Here is a 16,946-nt window from a genome sequence, read left to right on the forward strand (position 1 = left end):
ATAACTCTATGAAGGAAAGATCATGACATTGAAGAAAATGTTTACAGCGGCGCTTATCGCTACGCTGACAGCAGGCACTGCATATGCAGAGGAACTTAAAGGAAGAGGGGCATCATTCCCTGCACCGCTTTATAAAGTATGGACATCAGAGTACTATAAAGCAACAGGCGTCAAGGTAAACTATACCCCTACCGGTTCAGGTGACGGGGTAAAATCCATCAAGAAAAGAATGGTGGACTTTGCCGGTTCAGATAAACCCCTTAAGCAAAAAGAGCTCAAAAAAAGCAAACTTCATATGTTCCCTACAGTCGTCGGTTCTGTGGTACTTGCCTACAACCTTGAGGGGGTAAAAGACGGTGAACTTAAGCTGAGCCGTAACGCAGTGGCGGGTATCTTTAACGGTTCGATCACGCACTGGGACGATAAAGCGATTGCTGAGGATAATGCAGGATTGTCACTTCCTCATGAGCCTATCACGGTAGCGGTGAGAGCGGATAAATCAGGTACGACATTTAACTTTACCTACTTTTTGAACCAGATCGATGAGAAGATCAACGTGAGCAAAAAGCCGACATGGAAAGCGGCTAAAGTGATCGCAGGCAAGTCCAACTCAGGTGTCTCTGCAAATATCCAACAGATCAAAAACTCGATCGGTTATATCGAGTATTCGTATAAAACCAAGCTGGGATTGACAGCAGCACAGATCGAGAACAAAGAAGGTAAATTCATCAACCCGACACTCGAATCATTCCAGGAGGCTGCCAAATATGCGACATGGACACCTGAAAATGACTTCTACGCAGTGATCGGTGATCCGGCAGGTGCTACTTCATACCCTATCGTTGCAGCGACTTTCCTTCTTCTCCCCGAAGAGAAACAGGCAATGAACAAAAACGTCACCAAGTTTATGGAGTGGGCATATACGAATGGAGATGCCGCAGCAACCGAGCTTGGATATGTACCGCTTCCAAAAGAGACCAAAGATCAGATCAGAAGATACTGGGAAGCTAAAAAGATCAAGTAAGTATTTTAAACAGCTTTAGTTGAAGCCCGTTGAGCGCCCCAAGGGCACTTCCTTCGGGCGCACTCTGCTGACAAGCAACTAAATTGCAGTGCATGCAAGGCACTAAATGCCGAGTCGTAAGAGGACTCAGCGTCAGCAATCTCTTGAAAATAAAATTGCCTGGATGACAAATTTTTTTCAAGAGACAGATAGGGGGCTTTGCTTTCAGACGGTACGCTCCGTCTGAAACAGACCTGTAATATATTTGTAACCATTTGCGGATATACTCCGCACCCAATAAATACGAAGGTTGTGATACATGGGTGGTAAACTCTTTAAAAATTTTTCATTTTTATCTGCTACTCTCTCTTTTTTTATTCTTGTCGGTATCTTTGCCGTACTCTTCAGCTATGCACAAGAGGCATTGCATGAATTCGGTATAGATTTCCTCTATGGTGAGACATGGGAAGTCGATGAGGATGATGAGGGAGGTATCTTTGGGGGAGGGATACCGATCGTCGGTACATTGCTTAGTACATTGATCGCTATGGTCATTGCGATACCGCTTGCGATGGGGATTGCTATCTTCCTGACTGAGATCGCACATGATAAGCTGGTCAAACCGGTCTCTATCGCCATTGAACTGCTTGCGGCCATCCCGAGTATTATCTACGGAATGTGGGGACTCTTTTACTTTGCGCCGATTGTACAGTCTACGATGGGCGGTAACGGAGTAGGGCTGCTGACTGCGGGGATTGTTTTGGCGATTATGATCATCCCGTTTATGGCTGCGATCACCAGGGATGCGATGAATACGGTACCCCCTGTACTCAAAGAGTCGGCCTATGCGATGGGAGCAACGACGTTTGAGGTGGTGAAGGATGTAGTGATGCCCTATGCCAAAGGCGGGATCATCGGTTCGATCATACTTGCACTCGGACGTGCATTGGGTGAGACGATGGCAGTCGCTTTCCTGATCGGTTCGGTGATGAGTATCCCGAGCCGTATTACAGACCCTACAACATCGATCCCGGTACTGCTTGCAAACAACTTTGCTGAAGCACAGGACCTTGAGATCAGTGCAATGTACTATCTGGCACTGATCCTGTTTGTCGTCAGTTTTGCCCTGATATCACTGGCGAAGTTTTACTTTTTTAGAAAAACGGTTTAAGGAGGGAAAAGTATGAACAGACTCTTATTGAACAAAGTGATCCTGATGCTCTCCACACTCTCGGCTGTGATAGGGCTTGGATTTCTCCTGTGGATACTGGTTACCCTGAGCTATAAGGGGATTATGAGCCTTCACTGGAGTACGTTTACCAATGATCTCGTAGAAGGGGGTATCCGTAACCTTTTGGTAGGGCAGTTTACCATGGCATTGATGGCAAGTTTGATCGCTGTACCGCTTGGGATGCTTGCAGGAATCTATCTGAGAGAGTACAGTAACAACGGGAAAATGGCTGCAGTGATGAGAAACCTGAGTGATGTGATGATGTCAGCGCCTTCGATCGTTATCGGTGTATTTGTCTTTGCACTCTTTGTAGATCCGTTTGGCGGGTATAACGGTTGGGCAGGTATCGTGGCACTGGCGATCATGATGATCCCGATCATCATCTCCACTACGGACAATATGCTCTCTCTTGTTCCCAAAGAGCTGAGAGAGGCGGGGATGGCTCTTGGCGGGAGTAAACATAAGATCATCCTTCAGATTATTGTCAAAGCGGCAAAAGTAGGGATTACGACAGGTATTCTGCTCTCTTTTGCGCGTATTATCGGGGAGACGGCACCGTTGCTCTTCACTTCGGCAAACAACCAGTTCTTCACGATGGATCTGACCGAACAGTTCCCGTCACTGACCGTAAGTATCTACAACCTGGCAACCTACCCCGATGAAGCAAGCAGGGAACTTGCATGGGCTGCGTCATTTGTCCTGACAATGGTGGTACTATTGATCAACCTTGCAGGTCGTTTTATCACAAGAAGTAAGAAATAAGGAAAATTTAGAGATGAGAACAAACAGTATGATCATGGAAGTCAAAGATTTCTCTTTTACCTATGCGGGTGCATCGGCACCATCACTGAAAAAGATCAATCTGCCTATCGAAAAAAACAAGATCACGGCACTGATCGGTCCAAGCGGATGCGGGAAGTCCACACTGCTTCGCTCTATGAACCGTATACACGACCTCTACCCGGGCAACAGGTACGAAGGGGAGATCAATCTTTATGACCATCGTAAAGAGGTGGAGAATATTCTGAATATCAAAAAAGAGAACGATTTTATCAGGTTGCGCCAGGATGTGGGAATGATCTTTCAGAAGCCGACACCGTTTCCGATGAGTATCTATGATAATGTTGCCTATGGACTGAAGCTGGCAGGGGTTAAAGACAAAAGTGAGATCGAAGGACGTGTAGAAAAGGCATTGCAGGATGCAGCGATCTGGGATGAGACAAAAGAGCGTCTGAAAGAGAGTGCAATGGGTCTCAGCGGAGGACAGCAGCAGAGGCTCTGCATCGCAAGGGCAGTCGCACTGAAACCGGATGTTCTGCTTTTTGATGAGCCGACATCGGCACTTGACCCTATCTCGACCGGGGCGATAGAGGAGCTCATCGCTGAGCTTAAGGAGGATGTCTCCATCGTCATCGTAACCCACAATATGCAGCAGGCAAGCCGTCTGAGTGACTATACGGCATTTATGTACCTTGGAGATCTGATCGAGTATGATGAGACAGATAAGATATTTTTGAATCCTTCCGTAAAGTTGACTGAAGACTACATTACCGGAAGATTTGGCTAAATCTGCTCTATCCGACTATGAGGTCTTAGAGAGAAGATGAGAAGTGAGAAGTAAGTGAATAAGGAGTTTAGATGATGTTACCAGGTTATAATGAAGCGAGACATGAGGTAAGAGGCGCTATGCTGGAGGTGATGAGAGAGCTTTCCGAGGCCAATAGCCGCGCACTCGAAGCGATAGAATCAGGAGATCTGGAGGCGCTGGGAGAGGCAAGAAAACCGATTATAGATATCGTTGAGCGTACAGAGAAGATAGACAATGATATTGTGCTTATCTTTGCGAAGTATACACCGGAAGCCAAAGATCTGAGAGAGCTGGTCTCAGATCTCAAAATGACCTCTTCGATCAACAGGATCAGAGCCAATATCAATAATTATATTAAAAATATGCAGTCAATGCTTGCCGAAAATGATGCGGAGATGAGTGCGCTGATCAAAGAGTCTTTGAGTATCAACAGATGTACGGTGAATGCGTTTGATTTTGCGCTGGAGATGCTACAGTGTTTTGACGACAATGAGAAGGTGCAGGAGCTTGCAACACGTATTGAGGTGGAGTACTCCAAAACAGATGACATCTACTCTATACTTGAAAAGAGTATTATGCAGAAGATGGGCAGTTCCCATACGGTCACAGAAGAGTATTTCAACCTCCTCAAGTACATACGGAAAAACCTTAAGATCATAGACAGACTGGAGAGTATCTGCGGACGTATCATGTTTGCACGCATGGGCGGGAAGCTCTAAGGCTTCTCCTCCCCTTTGATGCTGTCTGGCATTATCTTTGTTCTAAAATCGTCAATCCTCCTTTTAGAGACTCTGCTATATAATGGGTGTATGGAAAAAAATATTGAGATTGTGATCATAGAAGATGAAGAGGATATTTTGGAACTGATAGAGTACCATCTCCAAAAAGAGGGGTATGAAACGGCAGGGTTTCTCTCTACTGAACATGTCGAGCAGTTTTTAGAGGAAGAGAGACCATCCTTAATGATCGTGGACAGAAACCTTCCCGGTGTAGAAGGGAGTGAGTTTGTCTCGTATATCAGAGAGATGGGCTATGATATCCCTGTGATCTTCCTTACCGCTAAAGATCAGGAGAGCCAGCTTGAAGAGGGGTATGAAAGCGGTGGTGATGACTATATGACCAAGCCCTTCAGCACAAAAGAGCTGTTGCTGCGGGTGAAAGCACTTTTGAAACGTTCCGGGGCACTGGCACCACAGGATAAAATAAAATATAAAGATATGGTACTTGATGCAGCCAAGAAGGTTGCCTACATAAACGGTGAGTCTGTCTCCCTGACACTGCGAGAGTTTAATCTGCTGCTTACTTTTGTCCGAAATGTTGATAAACCTTTGACGCGGGACTATCTGCGTGAAGAGGCATGGGGCAGTGAGGGAGATGAGGTTAATGACAATGCGGTCAATGTCGCGATCAACCGTCTGAAAAAGAAGATCGATCCCACAGGGGAAAAGGGTTACTTTACTCCTGTATGGGGCGTCGGATATAAGTTCGTTTAGAGAGTGCTTAGGCACTGACCCTTGTCAGGTTGATATACCAGTCTTCATTGAGCTCGCTTTTTTGGATATCCGTTAAGACTACTTCAAGCAGAGTCTTTCCGATCATCTCTGTACCGTAGATCTTTTCATCGGGGATCTCCAGCGCTTCGGTACAGTACTCCTCTTGTGCATAGATATCATGTGCCAGTTCTCCCAAATCCCATCCATCGTCAAATTTTTTGATCATAAATACGCTTTCCATGGTAAACTCCTTCTCTTATAGTGATAGAAATCGTAATATGATTTGGTATCATATCAATTACATTTTTATAACATTTATGTTGCCTTTTCAAGAGATAATTAAGCGCGTTTTCGGAGTGATACAGTGAAGCAGTTTTATAGTTTTTTAGTGATATATTTTTTGGGTATTCAGGGGCTGTATGGACAAGAGAGAGTGGAGGTCAGTTTCAAGCCTGTAACCTTTCCAAAGGCAGAGAAAGAGAAGTATGTGCTTAAATCTACGGATGAAGTGCTTATCAATGGAAAGAAGCAGAAGATAGGGTTCACCCCCTTGATGTCCACAGGTGAGAGGGACAATCACGAAATCTATGGGCTCCTGAAAGATATGGAGGATACTCCATTGACGCTGCGCGATGGCAGCCCCTATATCTGTAACGGTACCTCTAACCCTTTCGGATCAGGGGCAGGACTGGATCATGTCTCCCTGCTTCAAAAAAACGGTAAGCTCTATATGGTGTCGCAGTTTGAGTGTCAGGTGGGTGCCTACTATGTGAATGAGCTGCAACAGGATGCCGATGGTCAACTGAGCCCCAAACCGGGTACCCTGAGATATATCTCCCAAAAAGAGGAGTTTGGAGGCTATGTACACTGTGCCGGGATGAAAACGCCCTGGGAGAGTCACCTGGGAAGTGAGGAGTACCCTGCTGATGCGAAGTTACGGAAAGAAGACGGTTCACTCGACCCTTATTATGACTATATCGCAGATTACTGGGGAGGTGATCTGACAAAAGCAAACCCCTACTACTATGGATGGGTCCCCGAACTCTCCATTGATGCTCAGGGAGAGGTGTCGTATACCAAGCACTACGCTATGGGAAGATTCTCCCATGAGCTGGCCTATGTGATGCCGGATAGAAAAACGGTCTATATGTCAGATGACGGTACCAATGTCGGCTTTTTCATGTATGTGGCCAAAAGGGCGGAAGATCTGAGCGAAGGGACGCTCTATGCAGCGAGATGGGAACAGCTAAGCGATCAGGAGGGTGGAAGCGCAACACTCTCCTGGATCAAACTGGGTTCTGCAAAAGAGAGCGAGATCAGAGAGATGCTGGACCCTGATCATAATGTGACCACCAACGACGGCCTGAGCTTTAAAGATATCTTTGAAGAGGGGATGGAAGAGGGGCAATGTAAACCGGGGTATACCTCGATCAATACAGAGACCGGTTTTGAGTGTCTCAGGGTAAAAAAAGGGATGCAGAAAGCTGCAGCATTCCTTGAGACTAGGCGTTATGCTGCCATGATGGGTGCGACCACGGAGTTTCGTAAAGGGGAGGGGATCACTTTTGACGGACTCAGCCGTACACTCTATTTCTCTATCAGTGAGATAGGAAGAGGGATGGAGGATCATGCCAAAAAAGGGAATAAAAACAGCCAATACGACCAGGGTGGATATAACCATATCAAACTGCCTTACAACCGTTGCGGAGGTGTCTATGCCTTAGCAGTGGATGATACCTACAGGGCGGTATCGATGAAAGCGGAGCTGACAGGGACTCCGATCAAAGATGGCTTTGTCCATCGCTGTGCACTTGATGGTATCGCCAATCCTGACAATCTTACCTTTCTGCCCAATTCACATATCCTGGTGATCGGGGAGGACAGCGCATATCATGAAAACAATATGGTCTGGGCGTATCATACCGACAGGAAACTGCTCCAACCCATTATCCTCTTGCCAAAAGGGGCAGAAGCCACATCGCCATTTTGGCATCATGATATCAACGGCTACGGATACCTGGTACTTGTCACACAGCATCCTCATCCCCAAAGCCAAAACAGAGGAGAGTCCAGTGTAGGCGTACTGGGGGCATTTAGGGGATTAAAAGAGTAGATCCCTTTACTGTACTGTAATCATTTTGTTATGAGATTACACTATCATACGTTTTAGAAGACCTAGTGTTTCCATTTCATCTGTCTCTCATCATGTTTTGTCCTAACCACCTGACACTGACAGTCTCCTATCCAACCCTCCGGATAAATTTCTAAAATTTTCGTATAGGTCTTCTGCTACCGATGCTTTGGTTACAGTGCGTCAAAAATTAAAGATGTTACCAAATCGTGATACTCTTCAGATAAGATCATCGCATGAAATATCGATCAATTTTTATCTCCGACATACACCTGGGTACCAAGTTTTCCCAAGCAGATGCTTTTTTGGATTTTATGAAGTCCAATGAGTCTGACAATCTCTATATGGTAGGCGATATCATCGACGGTTGGGCATTGAGACGGAAATTCCGTTGGCGACAGGCACACTCGGATGTCGTACAGAAGGTACTCAGAAAGGCCAGAAAAGGTACCAATGTCTATCTTATCACGGGGAACCATGATGAGTTCCTGCGTCCTTTTCTCCCTCTGATGCTGGGGGATAATATGGAAGTTGACGATGCCTTTGACTATGTGGGGATCGATGGGAAGAGATACTTTGTCACCCATGGGGATATCTTTGATTCGATCACATTGACGAAAAAGTGGTTGGCCGTCTTGGGGGATTATGGCTATGAAGTGTTGCTCAATCTCAATCATATCCTGCACTTTTTCAGACAGAAACTTGGGATCAAGCGTTACTGGTCACTCTCCAAATATGTCAAAGACAATGTGAAAAAATCGGTGAGTTTTATCACGGATTTTGAGCAGATCCTTGCACAGCATGCGAAACATAAAGGGTATGACGGCGTTATCTGCGGACATATCCATAAAGCCGAAATGAAGATGATAGAGGGGATAGCGTATAAAAACTCGGGAGACTGGGTGGAGTCGTGTACCGCTCTCGTGGAGACACTAGAAGGAGAGTGGAAAGTGATCCACTGGCATGATGATGACAAACATTAGGGTTCTCCTCTTTACCGATACACTCTGCGATGTGAACGGCGTTTCCCGTTTTATACAGGATATTGTGAAGATTGCTTCCCAAAAAGGAGTGGAGCTTTATGTCGTGACTTCAACGCTGAAAAGATGCCCTGATCTTCCCAATGTTCATATCATTAAACCAATACTTCGAATGAAGATGCCTTTTTACCCGGATCTTGACCTCGTCTTCCCTTCCTATAAAAAATTAAAGTCTATCACGGATGAGATCGATCCGGATGTCGTGCATATCTCAACCCCCGGTTTTGTAGGAGTGATGGGGCGGAGGATTGCAAAGAAAAGATCGATACCTATGCTGGGTACATATCATACCGACTTCCCCGCATTTGCCTATAAGAACATACCCTACACGATAGTAAAACATATCGGCAACAGAGTGATGCAGTGCTTTTATCGTGATTTCAAAGCACTTTTTGTCCGAAGCGAAGCCTATCAGCAGATTGTCAAAGAAGATGTAAGGTTTAATGCTGAAAATATCCATCTATTAAAAGCGGGGATCGATACACGGAAGTTCAATATCGGTTATAAGGATAGAAGTATATGGCAGCAGTACGGTATCCCTGAGCATTCGGTCAAGGCACTCTATGTAGGCAGGTTTACCAAAGAGAAGAACTTCCCGTTGCTCTTGGAGTTATGGAAAACGTACTATAGAGAAAGCGGAAATAAAAATATCTATCTGATCACCGTAGGTGGAGACCTTGATGAATCCCTGTTTGAAAGATACCATATCAAATCACTGGGAATCAAAAGAGGGGAAGCGCTTTCGAAGATCTATGCCAGCAGTGATCTTTTTCTGTTCCCTTCAACAACAGATACATTGGGACAGGTAGTCATGGAAGCGATGTCATCAGGGTTACCGGTCATCGTCAGTGATAAGGGTGGACCCAAAACAGTGATAGGCAGGGAGCAGGAAGCCGGCTATGCGGTAGATGTGAAAGATCAGGCAAAGTGGCTCGAAAAGATCAATCTGCTGATCGAAGAGAGAAAGCTCAGAGAGAATCTTGGTGAAAAGGGGCATGAGATCATCGCCCGGATGGATATTGAACAAAGTTTTGATGCCTTCTGGGAAGTCCATAGAGAATGTAATCAGAATGTAACCGTTTTGTAATGCTTGTGTAATCAAGAATTTCTATGATTTCATTATAAACAGGAGTCAACATGACACATATGAAATATGATACAACCTTGGATATGATTTCCCAGGATAAGATAGATAAGCTGATCAAAAAGGTCAGCAAGTCACTGTTTCTTGATGATGAAGTTGCAAGTGCTCTGATCTATAAAGAGTGGGAAACAGTAGAGTTGCTGTTTGCAAAATACAAAAAAGTAAAGACGGTACATAAACATCTGCTTGCAGAGATCGAAGGTCATTACAGGGGGTCACTATGCAGCAACTAAGTGTTGAGAGCTATATGGTACATCACTATCCTAAGATCGAGCAGTTTCCCGGTGCAGTCAAGAAACTTCTTTTTTCCGGTATAAAGAAACTGTTTCATGAAAACCAGATCAATGCGTTTTTGGTAGATAATAGACAGAAGGATGCATTGAGCTTTATAGAAGCGATCATTGACTACTTCGATGTAACCATCGGTCTGAAAAAAGATGAGATGGCACGCATTCCCTCTTACGGTCGGACGGTGATCATCGCCAATCACCCTTTGGGAGCACTGGATGCCCTGGCTCTGATACACCTTCTCAAAGATGTACGTAAAGATATCAAAATCGTGGCCAACTCATTTTTGGGACAGTTTGAAAATCTGAAAGATATTCTCATTCCTGTAGACAACATCAGCGGTAAGATGGACAGGGAAGTGCTGAGAGGGATCTACCAGGCATTGGAAGAAGAGAAGGCGGTGATCATCTTCCCTTCAGGTGAGGTCAGCAGGGCAAGGCCGAACGGCGTCAAAGATACCAAATGGAAAAACGGCTTCTTGAAGATCGCAACGAAGATGAAAGCGCCTATCCTGCCTATCCATATCAAAGCGAAAAACTCAAAGAGCTTTTATCTGCTTTCGATGTTTAACAAGTCGCTGGCTACAGCGACCCTGCCGCATGAGATGTTCAAAGGACAAGGAAAAGAGATCGATTTTACGATCGGCAGATCCATCCCGTATGAGTCTTACAATATGGCGCTTCCTACCAGCGAAAAGGTGAAGTTGTTACGCAAGCACTTTTACCGGATCGCAAAGCGTAGAAAAGAGCTTTTTAAAACCGAAAATCCTATCTCAATGGCTGAAACCCCGAGCGAGATTAAAAAAGCGCTCAAAGAGGGAACACTGCTTGGACAGACTTTGGATGGGAAAAGTATTATCCTCTATGAGTCATTTCAGGAAAACTGTGTGATCAAAGAGATAGGAAGACTGAGAGAGATCAGTTTCCGTTTTGTCGGTGAGGGGAGCGGCAAAAAACGGGATATCGACGGATTTGATTTTTACTATAAACATCTGATCATCTGGGATGATGAACAGTTGGAGATAGCCGGGGCCTACCGTTTGGGGCTGAGCGGTGAGATCGTGGAGGATTTTGATATGGACGGTCTCTACTCCTCCTCACTCTTTACATACCATGAAGGGTTTGAACCACAACTCGCCAGCGGGATAGAACTGGGTCGAAGTTTTGTTCAGCCGAAATACTGGAACTCAAGAGCGTTGGATTATCTCTGGCAGGGGCTTGGTGCATTTGTCAAAGGCCGTCCGGATATCCGTTACCTTTTCGGTGCGGTAAGTATGAGTGACAGCTTTAATGAAAAGGCCAAAGCATTGATGATCTACTTCTACTCCCACTACTTTGCCAGTGATGAGGTTTTGGTCACGCATAAAAATCCCTATTTTCTCTCTTCCGAGATGAAAGCCTACTGCGAATCCATCTTTGCCGGAGACGACTATAGGGCCGATCAGAGAGTTCTCAAAGAGGAGCTCGGATATATGGGATATATGATCCCTACACTCTATAAACAGTATGCCGAGGTATGTGAAGAGGGGGGTGTCAAGTTCCTTGACTTTGGATATGACAAGGATTTCAACAACTGTATAGACGGGTTTATCGTTGTCGATCTTCATCAAATGAAAGAGAGCAAAAGAAAGAGATATATCGGGGAGTAGGTAGCAGGTAGCAGGTAGCAAATTTAGTACAGGTTGGGTGAAACCGACCTTAAAAGATGAAAGCTTTTCAAAGAAAAGCATACCAAACCTGCTCCTTGCTCCCTACTCTCTGCTACCTGCTACCTGCTACCTGCTACCTGCTACCTATGCCTACACGGCTTGGCTTCGCTACGACTTCGAGCTTACAAAAGCAAAGCAGCTTGCTTTTGCTTAACAGCTCTCACAGTTCCGTCGCTAAGATTTCCTCTGTGGCTTCACTTTGTTACGACCACGTCGGTTTCAAACCTATAAACGATAAACTGTTATCGTTTATATACGGTTTTCACTATTCACGATCTTTATACGCTCCTCATCTGCTACCTGCTGAACACTAAAAGTATGTCAATATGACATCCTTTTAGCTCTTTTTGTGGAGATAACGCTACACTTCTGGTATGAGTAAATTACAGATATTGGAAGACTATTTCGGCCATAGCGGTTTTAGGCCTCTGCAGGAAGAGGTGGTAGATGCGATCCTTGCACAACAGGACGTTTTGATGATCCTTCCTACAGGCGGAGGAAAGTCGCTCTGCTATCAGCTGCCTACACTCCTGATGGACGGGGTGACCGTAGTGGTCTCTCCTCTGCTGGCACTGATGCATGACCAGGTGACGGCCCTGAAAGCCAATGGCATCAGTGCTGCAATGCTCAGCTCCATGCAGACACAAGAAGAGTCCCACCAGATAGAGTCAGAACTGAAAGCAGGCAGGATCAAACTCCTCTATGTGGCACCGGAACGCCTGCTCAATCCCTATTTTTTAGGTTTTTTGGAACAGCTCTCTATCAACTTCTTTGTGATTGACGAGGCGCACTGCGTGAGTGAATGGGGACATGAGTTCCGTGAGCACTATCGCGGACTCTCCTTGCTAAAAGAGCGTTTTCCCCAGACGCCTATCGCCGCATTCACTGCTACCGCGACAAAAGTCGTTGAAGAGGATATCGCTGCCAATCTACGGCTGCATGCACCTAAAAGAGTGAGGGGCTCACTCTTCAGAAGCAACCTTACGGTACAGGCACAGCACCGCATCAAGGATGGGCGTGATCAACTCCTGGAGTTTCTTAAATCCCATCAGAACAGCGCAGGCATCATCTATACACTTTCCAGAAAACAGACAGAATCGGTTGCCCATTTTCTTCAAACCAAGGGGATAGAGGCGCATGCCTATCATGCGGGGCTTAGTACCGAGGAGAAGAACCGTACCTATAAAGCATTTGTGGAGGACAAGGTCCAGATCGTGGTTGCCACGATCGCTTTCGGTATGGGGATTGACAAGAGCAATATCCGTTTTGTGGTACATCTCAGTCTGCCAAAGACACTGGAGAACTACTATCAGGAGATAGGGCGTGCCGGGCGTGACGGTCTGGATTCTGAGACACTGCTGCTTTTTTCGGCCCAGGATATCGTTCAGCAAAAATCCTTTATCGAAGCATTGCCCGATACCCCATACAAACAGCATGCCTTTGATAAGCTCGATGCCATGGTCCGTTTTGCGAACTCCGAGAGTTGCAGACACCAGAGTATTGCGGCTTACTTTGACGACAGGATAGAGGCATGCGGTGAGAAGTGTGACAACTGTACCGCAACAGAGATCCAGAGAGTTGATATCACCGAAGCTTCACGCAAACTTCTCTCATCGATCTATCGTACCGGACAAAACTTCGGTTTACACTATATCATCGATGTACTCCGCGGAAGCAGAGAGCAGAGAGTGTTACAAAATGCGCATGACAAGATCACCGTTTACGGTATCGGAGAGGAGTTCAGTCGAAACCAGTGGTTGACAATAGGTGACAAGCTTCTGGAACTGGGTGCCGTGGAACTGGGTGAGTTTAAAGTATACCGGTTGACACCATTTGGTGTAGAGGTACTCAAAGGCGCGCACACGATAGAGATCAAGAAAGAGCGTCTGAGTATGCAGAAGGCAGCACCGAAACGCAGGGTGACTTTCTTTGATGATTATGATGCGGAGCTCTTTGACAAATTGCGTGATCTTCGGGCAGAGATCGCTGAAGTGAACGGTATCCCGCCTTATATCGTCTTTTCGGATAAAACGCTCAAAGATCTGAGTGCCAAGAAACCTGTGAGCAAAGAAGAGATGCTCGAGGTACACGGTATCGGTGAAGTGAAGTATGAGCGTTACGGTGAGGCGTTTCTTACGCTTTTACAGGAGCAGTAGGCTCCCTTTCAATAGACCAAAGGTATAATGTCGGCTATGGAAGACAGAAGAATGATGCCCCTGTGCGGGATAGATGAAGCCGGAAGAGGACCGATAGCGGGCTCACTGGTTATGGCAGGTGTGGTGTTGACCGGAAGCGTGGAGGGGTTAATGGACTCCAAAAAGCTTACGGAGAAGAGACGGGAAGCACTTTTTGATAAGATCAGGGAAAACAGCCGTCATCATATCGTCATATTTTCGGCCAAGCAAGTGGATGAAATGGGGATCTCCAAGTGTCTGCACCAGGGACTGAAATCGATCCAAACACATCTCTCTGAATGTGATTACCTCTTTGACGGGAACAGTACTTTTGGTGTGGATAACATCACGACGATGGTGAAGGCAGATGACAAAGTGGCAGAGGTGAGCGCTGCAAGTATCCTGGCCAAAGTAACAAGAGATAGAGAGATGCTGGAGTTTGCTGAAAAATATCCCGAATATGGATTTGAGAAGCACAAGGGATACGGTACCAAAGCCCATATAGAAGCGCTGGCAAAGTATGATCGATGTGAAGTACACCGCAGTACGTTTCGGATCAAAGCATTGGATGAACCAACGCTTTTTTGATCACTGCATCGCTACACCATTGACGGTAAGTACGCCGTTCTCCAGTCTGATCTGATAAATCTTATGCCCGTTTTCCTCTTTGGGCTGGAACATCATCATCGCGATGAGTGCCTGCGGCTGTTGAGAGAGAAACGTATGTACTGTCTCGGAGAGTGAGAGAGTAAGATCGGCTTTGATCGCTGATATTCCTACCATAGGGTTCGCCTGCAATACAGATAGATCGAGGTTTTTATCGATGTCAACCTTGGCATTGAGAGCAAAGCCATCCATCTCTTTGCGCTGGGTATAAAGTCTCTCTACGGAGAGGTTCGGTAGCTCTATCGAGACGCCTTTGGAGATGATCTCCTGGACGATCTTGTCGATCTTCTCTTCCTCTGCAGGGTCTGTCTGCTGAAGGGCTTCAAAAGCGTTGATATCAAGGTTGGAAATCTTTATATTCAGTGCCAGATCAGTGACCTTGTTGGTTCTATTCTCTTCTATTGTCTCAATGGTCTCTATTTTTGTGCTTAATTCACTTTCGGCAAGGTTTTTGCTGATGACGGTGGTTGTGTTTGCCTCAATATGATCGATCGTTATGCTCCTCATACCCTGCATCATCGTCTCATTAAAAGAGAGCTTTTCTACACTGTAGCCCGCTGTGACATCATAACGTGTCGATCCGGTGAGTCTATAGCTGCTTTTGATGCCAGTGAGTTCTATAGAGAGTACCTCTTCGGCTTTGATCAGGAAGCTTTCAAGTCTCTGATCAACTGAGGAGACTTGCTGACCGTCTATCTTTCCCTCAAAATGCATCGCTCTCATCTGCATTGTCACCTCTTCTCCCGGTTCGCCGAAGGTCTCATCAATGTCTTTCAGATACCCTTTGAATCCATCGAGCATCTTATTGATATCCATATGCAGTAAAAAGGTTTTTGCCTGAAGGAGTCTATTGATCTTGGCAAGTCTATTTTTCTCTTCATCGGTCAATTCGCCTTGGGTGAATGTATCCGGCAGTGTTGTAGGATAAAGGTCAAAAGAGATAGCGGAGTAGGCATCTTGGAGATAAGCAAGGTCGACACCGACCTTCATCCCTTTGAGTGAGGCACTCTCCTCCTCGGTCAGTACAGCACCCTGTGCATTGAGATAGTCGGTGATCTTTTCGGTATCGTCAAAAACGATCTCAAAGTGTTCCTTGCTTTCCGAAACCTCTCTATCTTCGATCATAAACCCTTGAGACTCCAGTGTTTGCAGTTCTCTGTTGACCTCTGCTTTAAGCTCCTGTGTCAGTTGGGAAGCACCGAAGAAAACATAATAGACCACTACAGCAACCAGTGTAATGATCACGCCAAGTCCGATATGCTTCAGTCTCATGCTCTCTATCCTTTGTAGATCTCTTTGAGATGATCCATCTTTTTACCCATATTGAGCAGTGCCATATCGGCCAGGGTGAGCGCCATCATCGCTTCACATACCACAGCACCTCTGATCGCTACACATGGATCATGGCGTCCTTTCAGGTTGCATTTGACCTCTTCATTGTGTGTCGTGATCGTATCTTGTTCCCGGAAGATGGAGGGTGTCGGTTTGAAATGCGTTTTAACGATGATGGTATCCCCGTTGCTGATACCCCCGAGCATTCCTCCAGAGTGATTGCTTCTAAAACCTTGGAGTGTGATCTCATCGTTGTTCTCGCTGCCTTTGAGGTGAGAAGAGGCTACCCCGTCTCCGATCTCCACAGCTTTGGCCGCATTGATCCCCATCATTGCCTCAGCGAGGATGGCGTCGAGTTTGTAGTAGAGCGGCTCACCCAGTCCGACAGGTACTCCCGTTGCAGTTGTGAGTACGACACCCCCCACGGAATCATGTGCCTCTTTGGCCTTAAGGATTGCAGCTTCCTGCGCTGCCTCTCTGTTCGGGTCAAGTGCATACATTTTTGAACTCTTTGCATGTTCAAAGTCCTGAAGCTCCCCTTTGATACCGTCTACTTCACACAGACCGCTTTGGATCTCTACCCCGAGTTCACGTAACATAAGCTTGGCGATCGCACCGCCTGCTACTCTGGCTGCCGTTTCACGCGCGGAGCTTCTTCCTCCGCCGCGGTAGTCGCGCAGACCGTACTTATGAAAATAGGTGAAGTCCGCATGTCCCGGACGGAAGAGATCCTTGACGTTATCATAATCTTTTGATTTTTGGTTGGTATTGAAGATGATCATCGCGATCGGTGTACCGGTACTCACACCTTCAAAAACGCCGGAGAGTATCTCTACCTTGTCATCCTCTTTCCGTCCGGTCTCCAGCTTGCTTTTTCCCGGTTTTCTTCTGTCGAGTTCAGACTGGATAAATGCCTCATCGATCGTGAGACCTGCGGGTACACCGTCAAGGATACAGCCGAGGGCTTTTCCGTGTGACTCACCAAAGGTCGTCAGTGTCAACTTTTTTCCAAAGGTATTCATTTTTTCAGTTCCTTCACTTTTATGCTGATTTGAAAAGAAGCCAAGCTCCTTTTCATACGTTGTCCTCAGCGGACAGCTCTTGCACGATGCGACGTGCATGGTCACAATTTGCCTGCAAAGACAAAC

Annotated in this window: 17 protein-coding genes; 14 read left to right on the forward strand and 3 right to left on the reverse strand. The window is 46.1% G+C overall.

Going from position 1 to position 16,946, the window contains the following annotated elements:
• Positions 1-22: 22 nt before the first annotated feature.
• The 6 genes from pstS to AC4JOV_RS00860 all read left to right on the forward strand — a co-directional run bounded on the left by pstS (position 23) and on the right by AC4JOV_RS00860 (position 5,315).
• The gene (gene pstS, locus AC4JOV_RS00835) at positions 23-1,024 is read left to right on the forward strand and encodes a phosphate ABC transporter substrate-binding protein PstS (protein ID WP_229937013.1); all 1,002 of its coding nucleotides are present in this window, start codon (positions 23-25) and stop codon (positions 1,022-1,024) included.
• A 298-nt stretch (positions 1,025-1,322) separates the two neighbouring features.
• A complete protein-coding gene (gene pstC / locus AC4JOV_RS00840) occupies positions 1,323-2,174 on the forward strand; it encodes a phosphate ABC transporter permease subunit PstC (protein ID WP_229937012.1) in 852 nt (283 codons plus the stop codon).
• 12 nt (positions 2,175-2,186) lie between these two features.
• Entirely contained in the window at positions 2,187-2,996 is an 810-nt protein-coding gene (gene pstA / locus AC4JOV_RS00845; RefSeq protein ID WP_229937011.1) for a phosphate ABC transporter permease PstA, read from the forward strand.
• 13 nt (positions 2,997-3,009) lie between these two features.
• Positions 3,010-3,801 (forward strand): phosphate ABC transporter ATP-binding protein PstB, encoded by a 792-nt coding sequence (gene pstB / locus AC4JOV_RS00850; RefSeq protein ID WP_229937010.1) that lies wholly within the window; start codon positions 3,010-3,012, stop codon positions 3,799-3,801.
• Positions 3,802-3,872: 71 nt separating this feature from the next.
• Positions 3,873-4,541: a PhoU domain-containing protein gene (locus AC4JOV_RS00855; protein WP_229937009.1), complete on the forward strand. Its 669-nt coding sequence runs from the start codon at positions 3,873-3,875 to the stop codon at positions 4,539-4,541.
• 90 nt (positions 4,542-4,631) lie between these two features.
• Positions 4,632-5,315 (forward strand): response regulator transcription factor, encoded by a 684-nt coding sequence (locus AC4JOV_RS00860; protein ID WP_229937008.1) that lies wholly within the window; start codon positions 4,632-4,634, stop codon positions 5,313-5,315.
• Between the two features lie 7 nt (positions 5,316-5,322).
• On the opposite strand, the gene AC4JOV_RS00865 is transcribed toward AC4JOV_RS00860, so the two are convergent.
• The gene (locus AC4JOV_RS00865; protein ID WP_229937007.1) at positions 5,323-5,556 is read right to left on the reverse strand and encodes a hypothetical protein; all 234 of its coding nucleotides are present in this window, start codon (positions 5,554-5,556) and stop codon (positions 5,323-5,325) included.
• Between the two features lie 147 nt (positions 5,557-5,703).
• On the opposite strand from AC4JOV_RS00865, the gene AC4JOV_RS00870 reads away from it, so the two are divergent.
• From AC4JOV_RS00870 to rnhB, 8 genes are all read left to right on the forward strand, one after another.
• A complete protein-coding gene (locus tag AC4JOV_RS00870; protein ID WP_491522165.1) occupies positions 5,704-7,428 on the forward strand; it encodes a PhoX family protein in 1,725 nt (574 codons plus the stop codon).
• Between the two features lie 254 nt (positions 7,429-7,682).
• Positions 7,683-8,429, forward strand: a complete 747-nt coding sequence (locus AC4JOV_RS00875) for a UDP-2,3-diacylglucosamine diphosphatase (RefSeq protein WP_229937005.1) — start codon at positions 7,683-7,685, stop codon at positions 8,427-8,429.
• Positions 8,413-9,573 (forward strand): glycosyltransferase family 4 protein, encoded by a 1,161-nt coding sequence (locus tag AC4JOV_RS00880; RefSeq protein WP_491522166.1) that lies wholly within the window; start codon positions 8,413-8,415, stop codon positions 9,571-9,573. The genes AC4JOV_RS00875 and AC4JOV_RS00880 overlap by 17 nt, the downstream gene beginning before the upstream one ends.
• Before the next feature lie 50 nt (positions 9,574-9,623).
• Positions 9,624-9,863, forward strand: a complete 240-nt coding sequence (locus AC4JOV_RS00885; protein ID WP_229937003.1) for a hypothetical protein — start codon at positions 9,624-9,626, stop codon at positions 9,861-9,863.
• Positions 9,851-11,566, forward strand: coding sequence for a bifunctional ornithine lipid synthase OlsF (gene olsF / locus AC4JOV_RS00890; protein WP_229937002.1), 1,716 nt, complete (start codon positions 9,851-9,853; stop codon positions 11,564-11,566). The genes AC4JOV_RS00885 and olsF overlap by 13 nt, the downstream gene beginning before the upstream one ends.
• 37 nt (positions 11,567-11,603) lie before the next feature.
• Positions 11,604-11,780 (forward strand): hypothetical protein, encoded by a 177-nt coding sequence (locus AC4JOV_RS00895; protein WP_229937001.1) that lies wholly within the window; start codon positions 11,604-11,606, stop codon positions 11,778-11,780.
• 220 nt (positions 11,781-12,000) lie between these two features.
• Complete coding sequence (gene recQ / locus AC4JOV_RS00900) at positions 12,001-13,782, forward strand: DNA helicase RecQ (protein ID WP_229937000.1); 1,782 nt, start codon at positions 12,001-12,003, stop codon at positions 13,780-13,782.
• 36 nt (positions 13,783-13,818) lie between these two features.
• Positions 13,819-14,388 carry a ribonuclease HII gene (rnhB, locus tag AC4JOV_RS00905; protein ID WP_229936999.1) on the forward strand — a complete coding sequence of 190 codons (570 nt, stop codon included), beginning with the start codon at positions 13,819-13,821 and terminating at the stop codon, positions 14,386-14,388.
• Here rnhB and AC4JOV_RS00910 read toward each other — a convergent pair whose 3' ends face one another.
• Both AC4JOV_RS00910 and aroC read right to left on the reverse strand, forming a co-directional pair.
• A complete protein-coding gene (locus AC4JOV_RS00910; RefSeq protein ID WP_229936998.1) occupies positions 14,389-15,738 on the reverse strand; it encodes a YdgA family protein in 1,350 nt (449 codons plus the stop codon). It abuts the gene before it with no gap.
• 5 nt (positions 15,739-15,743) lie between these two features.
• On the reverse strand, positions 15,744-16,820 hold the full coding sequence (gene aroC, locus AC4JOV_RS00915; protein ID WP_229936997.1) for a chorismate synthase: 1,077 nt from the start codon (positions 16,818-16,820) through the stop codon (positions 15,744-15,746).
• Positions 16,821-16,946 lie beyond the last annotated feature (126 nt).

This window comes from Sulfurovum sp. MH2-6 (assembly GCF_058374785.1).

What these genes read in the sequence shown, in the direction of transcription:
- pstS (WP_229937013.1), top strand. Translation starts at nt 23, where the DNA reads ATGACATTGAAGAAAATGTTTACAGCGGCGCTTATCGCTACGCTGACA.
- pstC (WP_229937012.1), top strand. Translation starts at nt 1,323, where the DNA reads ATGGGTGGTAAACTCTTTAAAAATTTTTCATTTTTATCTGCTACTCTC.
- pstA (WP_229937011.1), top strand. Translation starts at nt 2,187, where the DNA reads ATGAACAGACTCTTATTGAACAAAGTGATCCTGATGCTCTCCACACTC.
- pstB (WP_229937010.1), top strand. Translation starts at nt 3,010, where the DNA reads ATGAGAACAAACAGTATGATCATGGAAGTCAAAGATTTCTCTTTTACC.
- AC4JOV_RS00855 (WP_229937009.1), top strand. Translation starts at nt 3,873, where the DNA reads ATGATGTTACCAGGTTATAATGAAGCGAGACATGAGGTAAGAGGCGCT.
- AC4JOV_RS00860 (WP_229937008.1), top strand. Translation starts at nt 4,632, where the DNA reads ATGGAAAAAAATATTGAGATTGTGATCATAGAAGATGAAGAGGATATT.
- AC4JOV_RS00865 (WP_229937007.1), bottom strand. Translation starts at nt 5,556, where the DNA reads ATGGAAAGCGTATTTATGATCAAAAAATTTGACGATGGATGGGATTTG.
- AC4JOV_RS00875 (WP_229937005.1), top strand. Translation starts at nt 7,683, where the DNA reads ATGAAATATCGATCAATTTTTATCTCCGACATACACCTGGGTACCAAG.
- AC4JOV_RS00880 (WP_491522166.1), top strand. Translation starts at nt 8,413, where the DNA reads ATGATGACAAACATTAGGGTTCTCCTCTTTACCGATACACTCTGCGAT.
- AC4JOV_RS00885 (WP_229937003.1), top strand. Translation starts at nt 9,624, where the DNA reads ATGACACATATGAAATATGATACAACCTTGGATATGATTTCCCAGGAT.
- olsF (WP_229937002.1), top strand. Translation starts at nt 9,851, where the DNA reads ATGCAGCAACTAAGTGTTGAGAGCTATATGGTACATCACTATCCTAAG.
- recQ (WP_229937000.1), top strand. Translation starts at nt 12,001, where the DNA reads ATGAGTAAATTACAGATATTGGAAGACTATTTCGGCCATAGCGGTTTT.
- rnhB (WP_229936999.1), top strand. Translation starts at nt 13,819, where the DNA reads ATGGAAGACAGAAGAATGATGCCCCTGTGCGGGATAGATGAAGCCGGA.
- AC4JOV_RS00910 (WP_229936998.1), bottom strand. Translation starts at nt 15,738, where the DNA reads ATGAGACTGAAGCATATCGGACTTGGCGTGATCATTACACTGGTTGCT.
- aroC (WP_229936997.1), bottom strand. Translation starts at nt 16,820, where the DNA reads ATGAATACCTTTGGAAAAAAGTTGACACTGACGACCTTTGGTGAGTCA.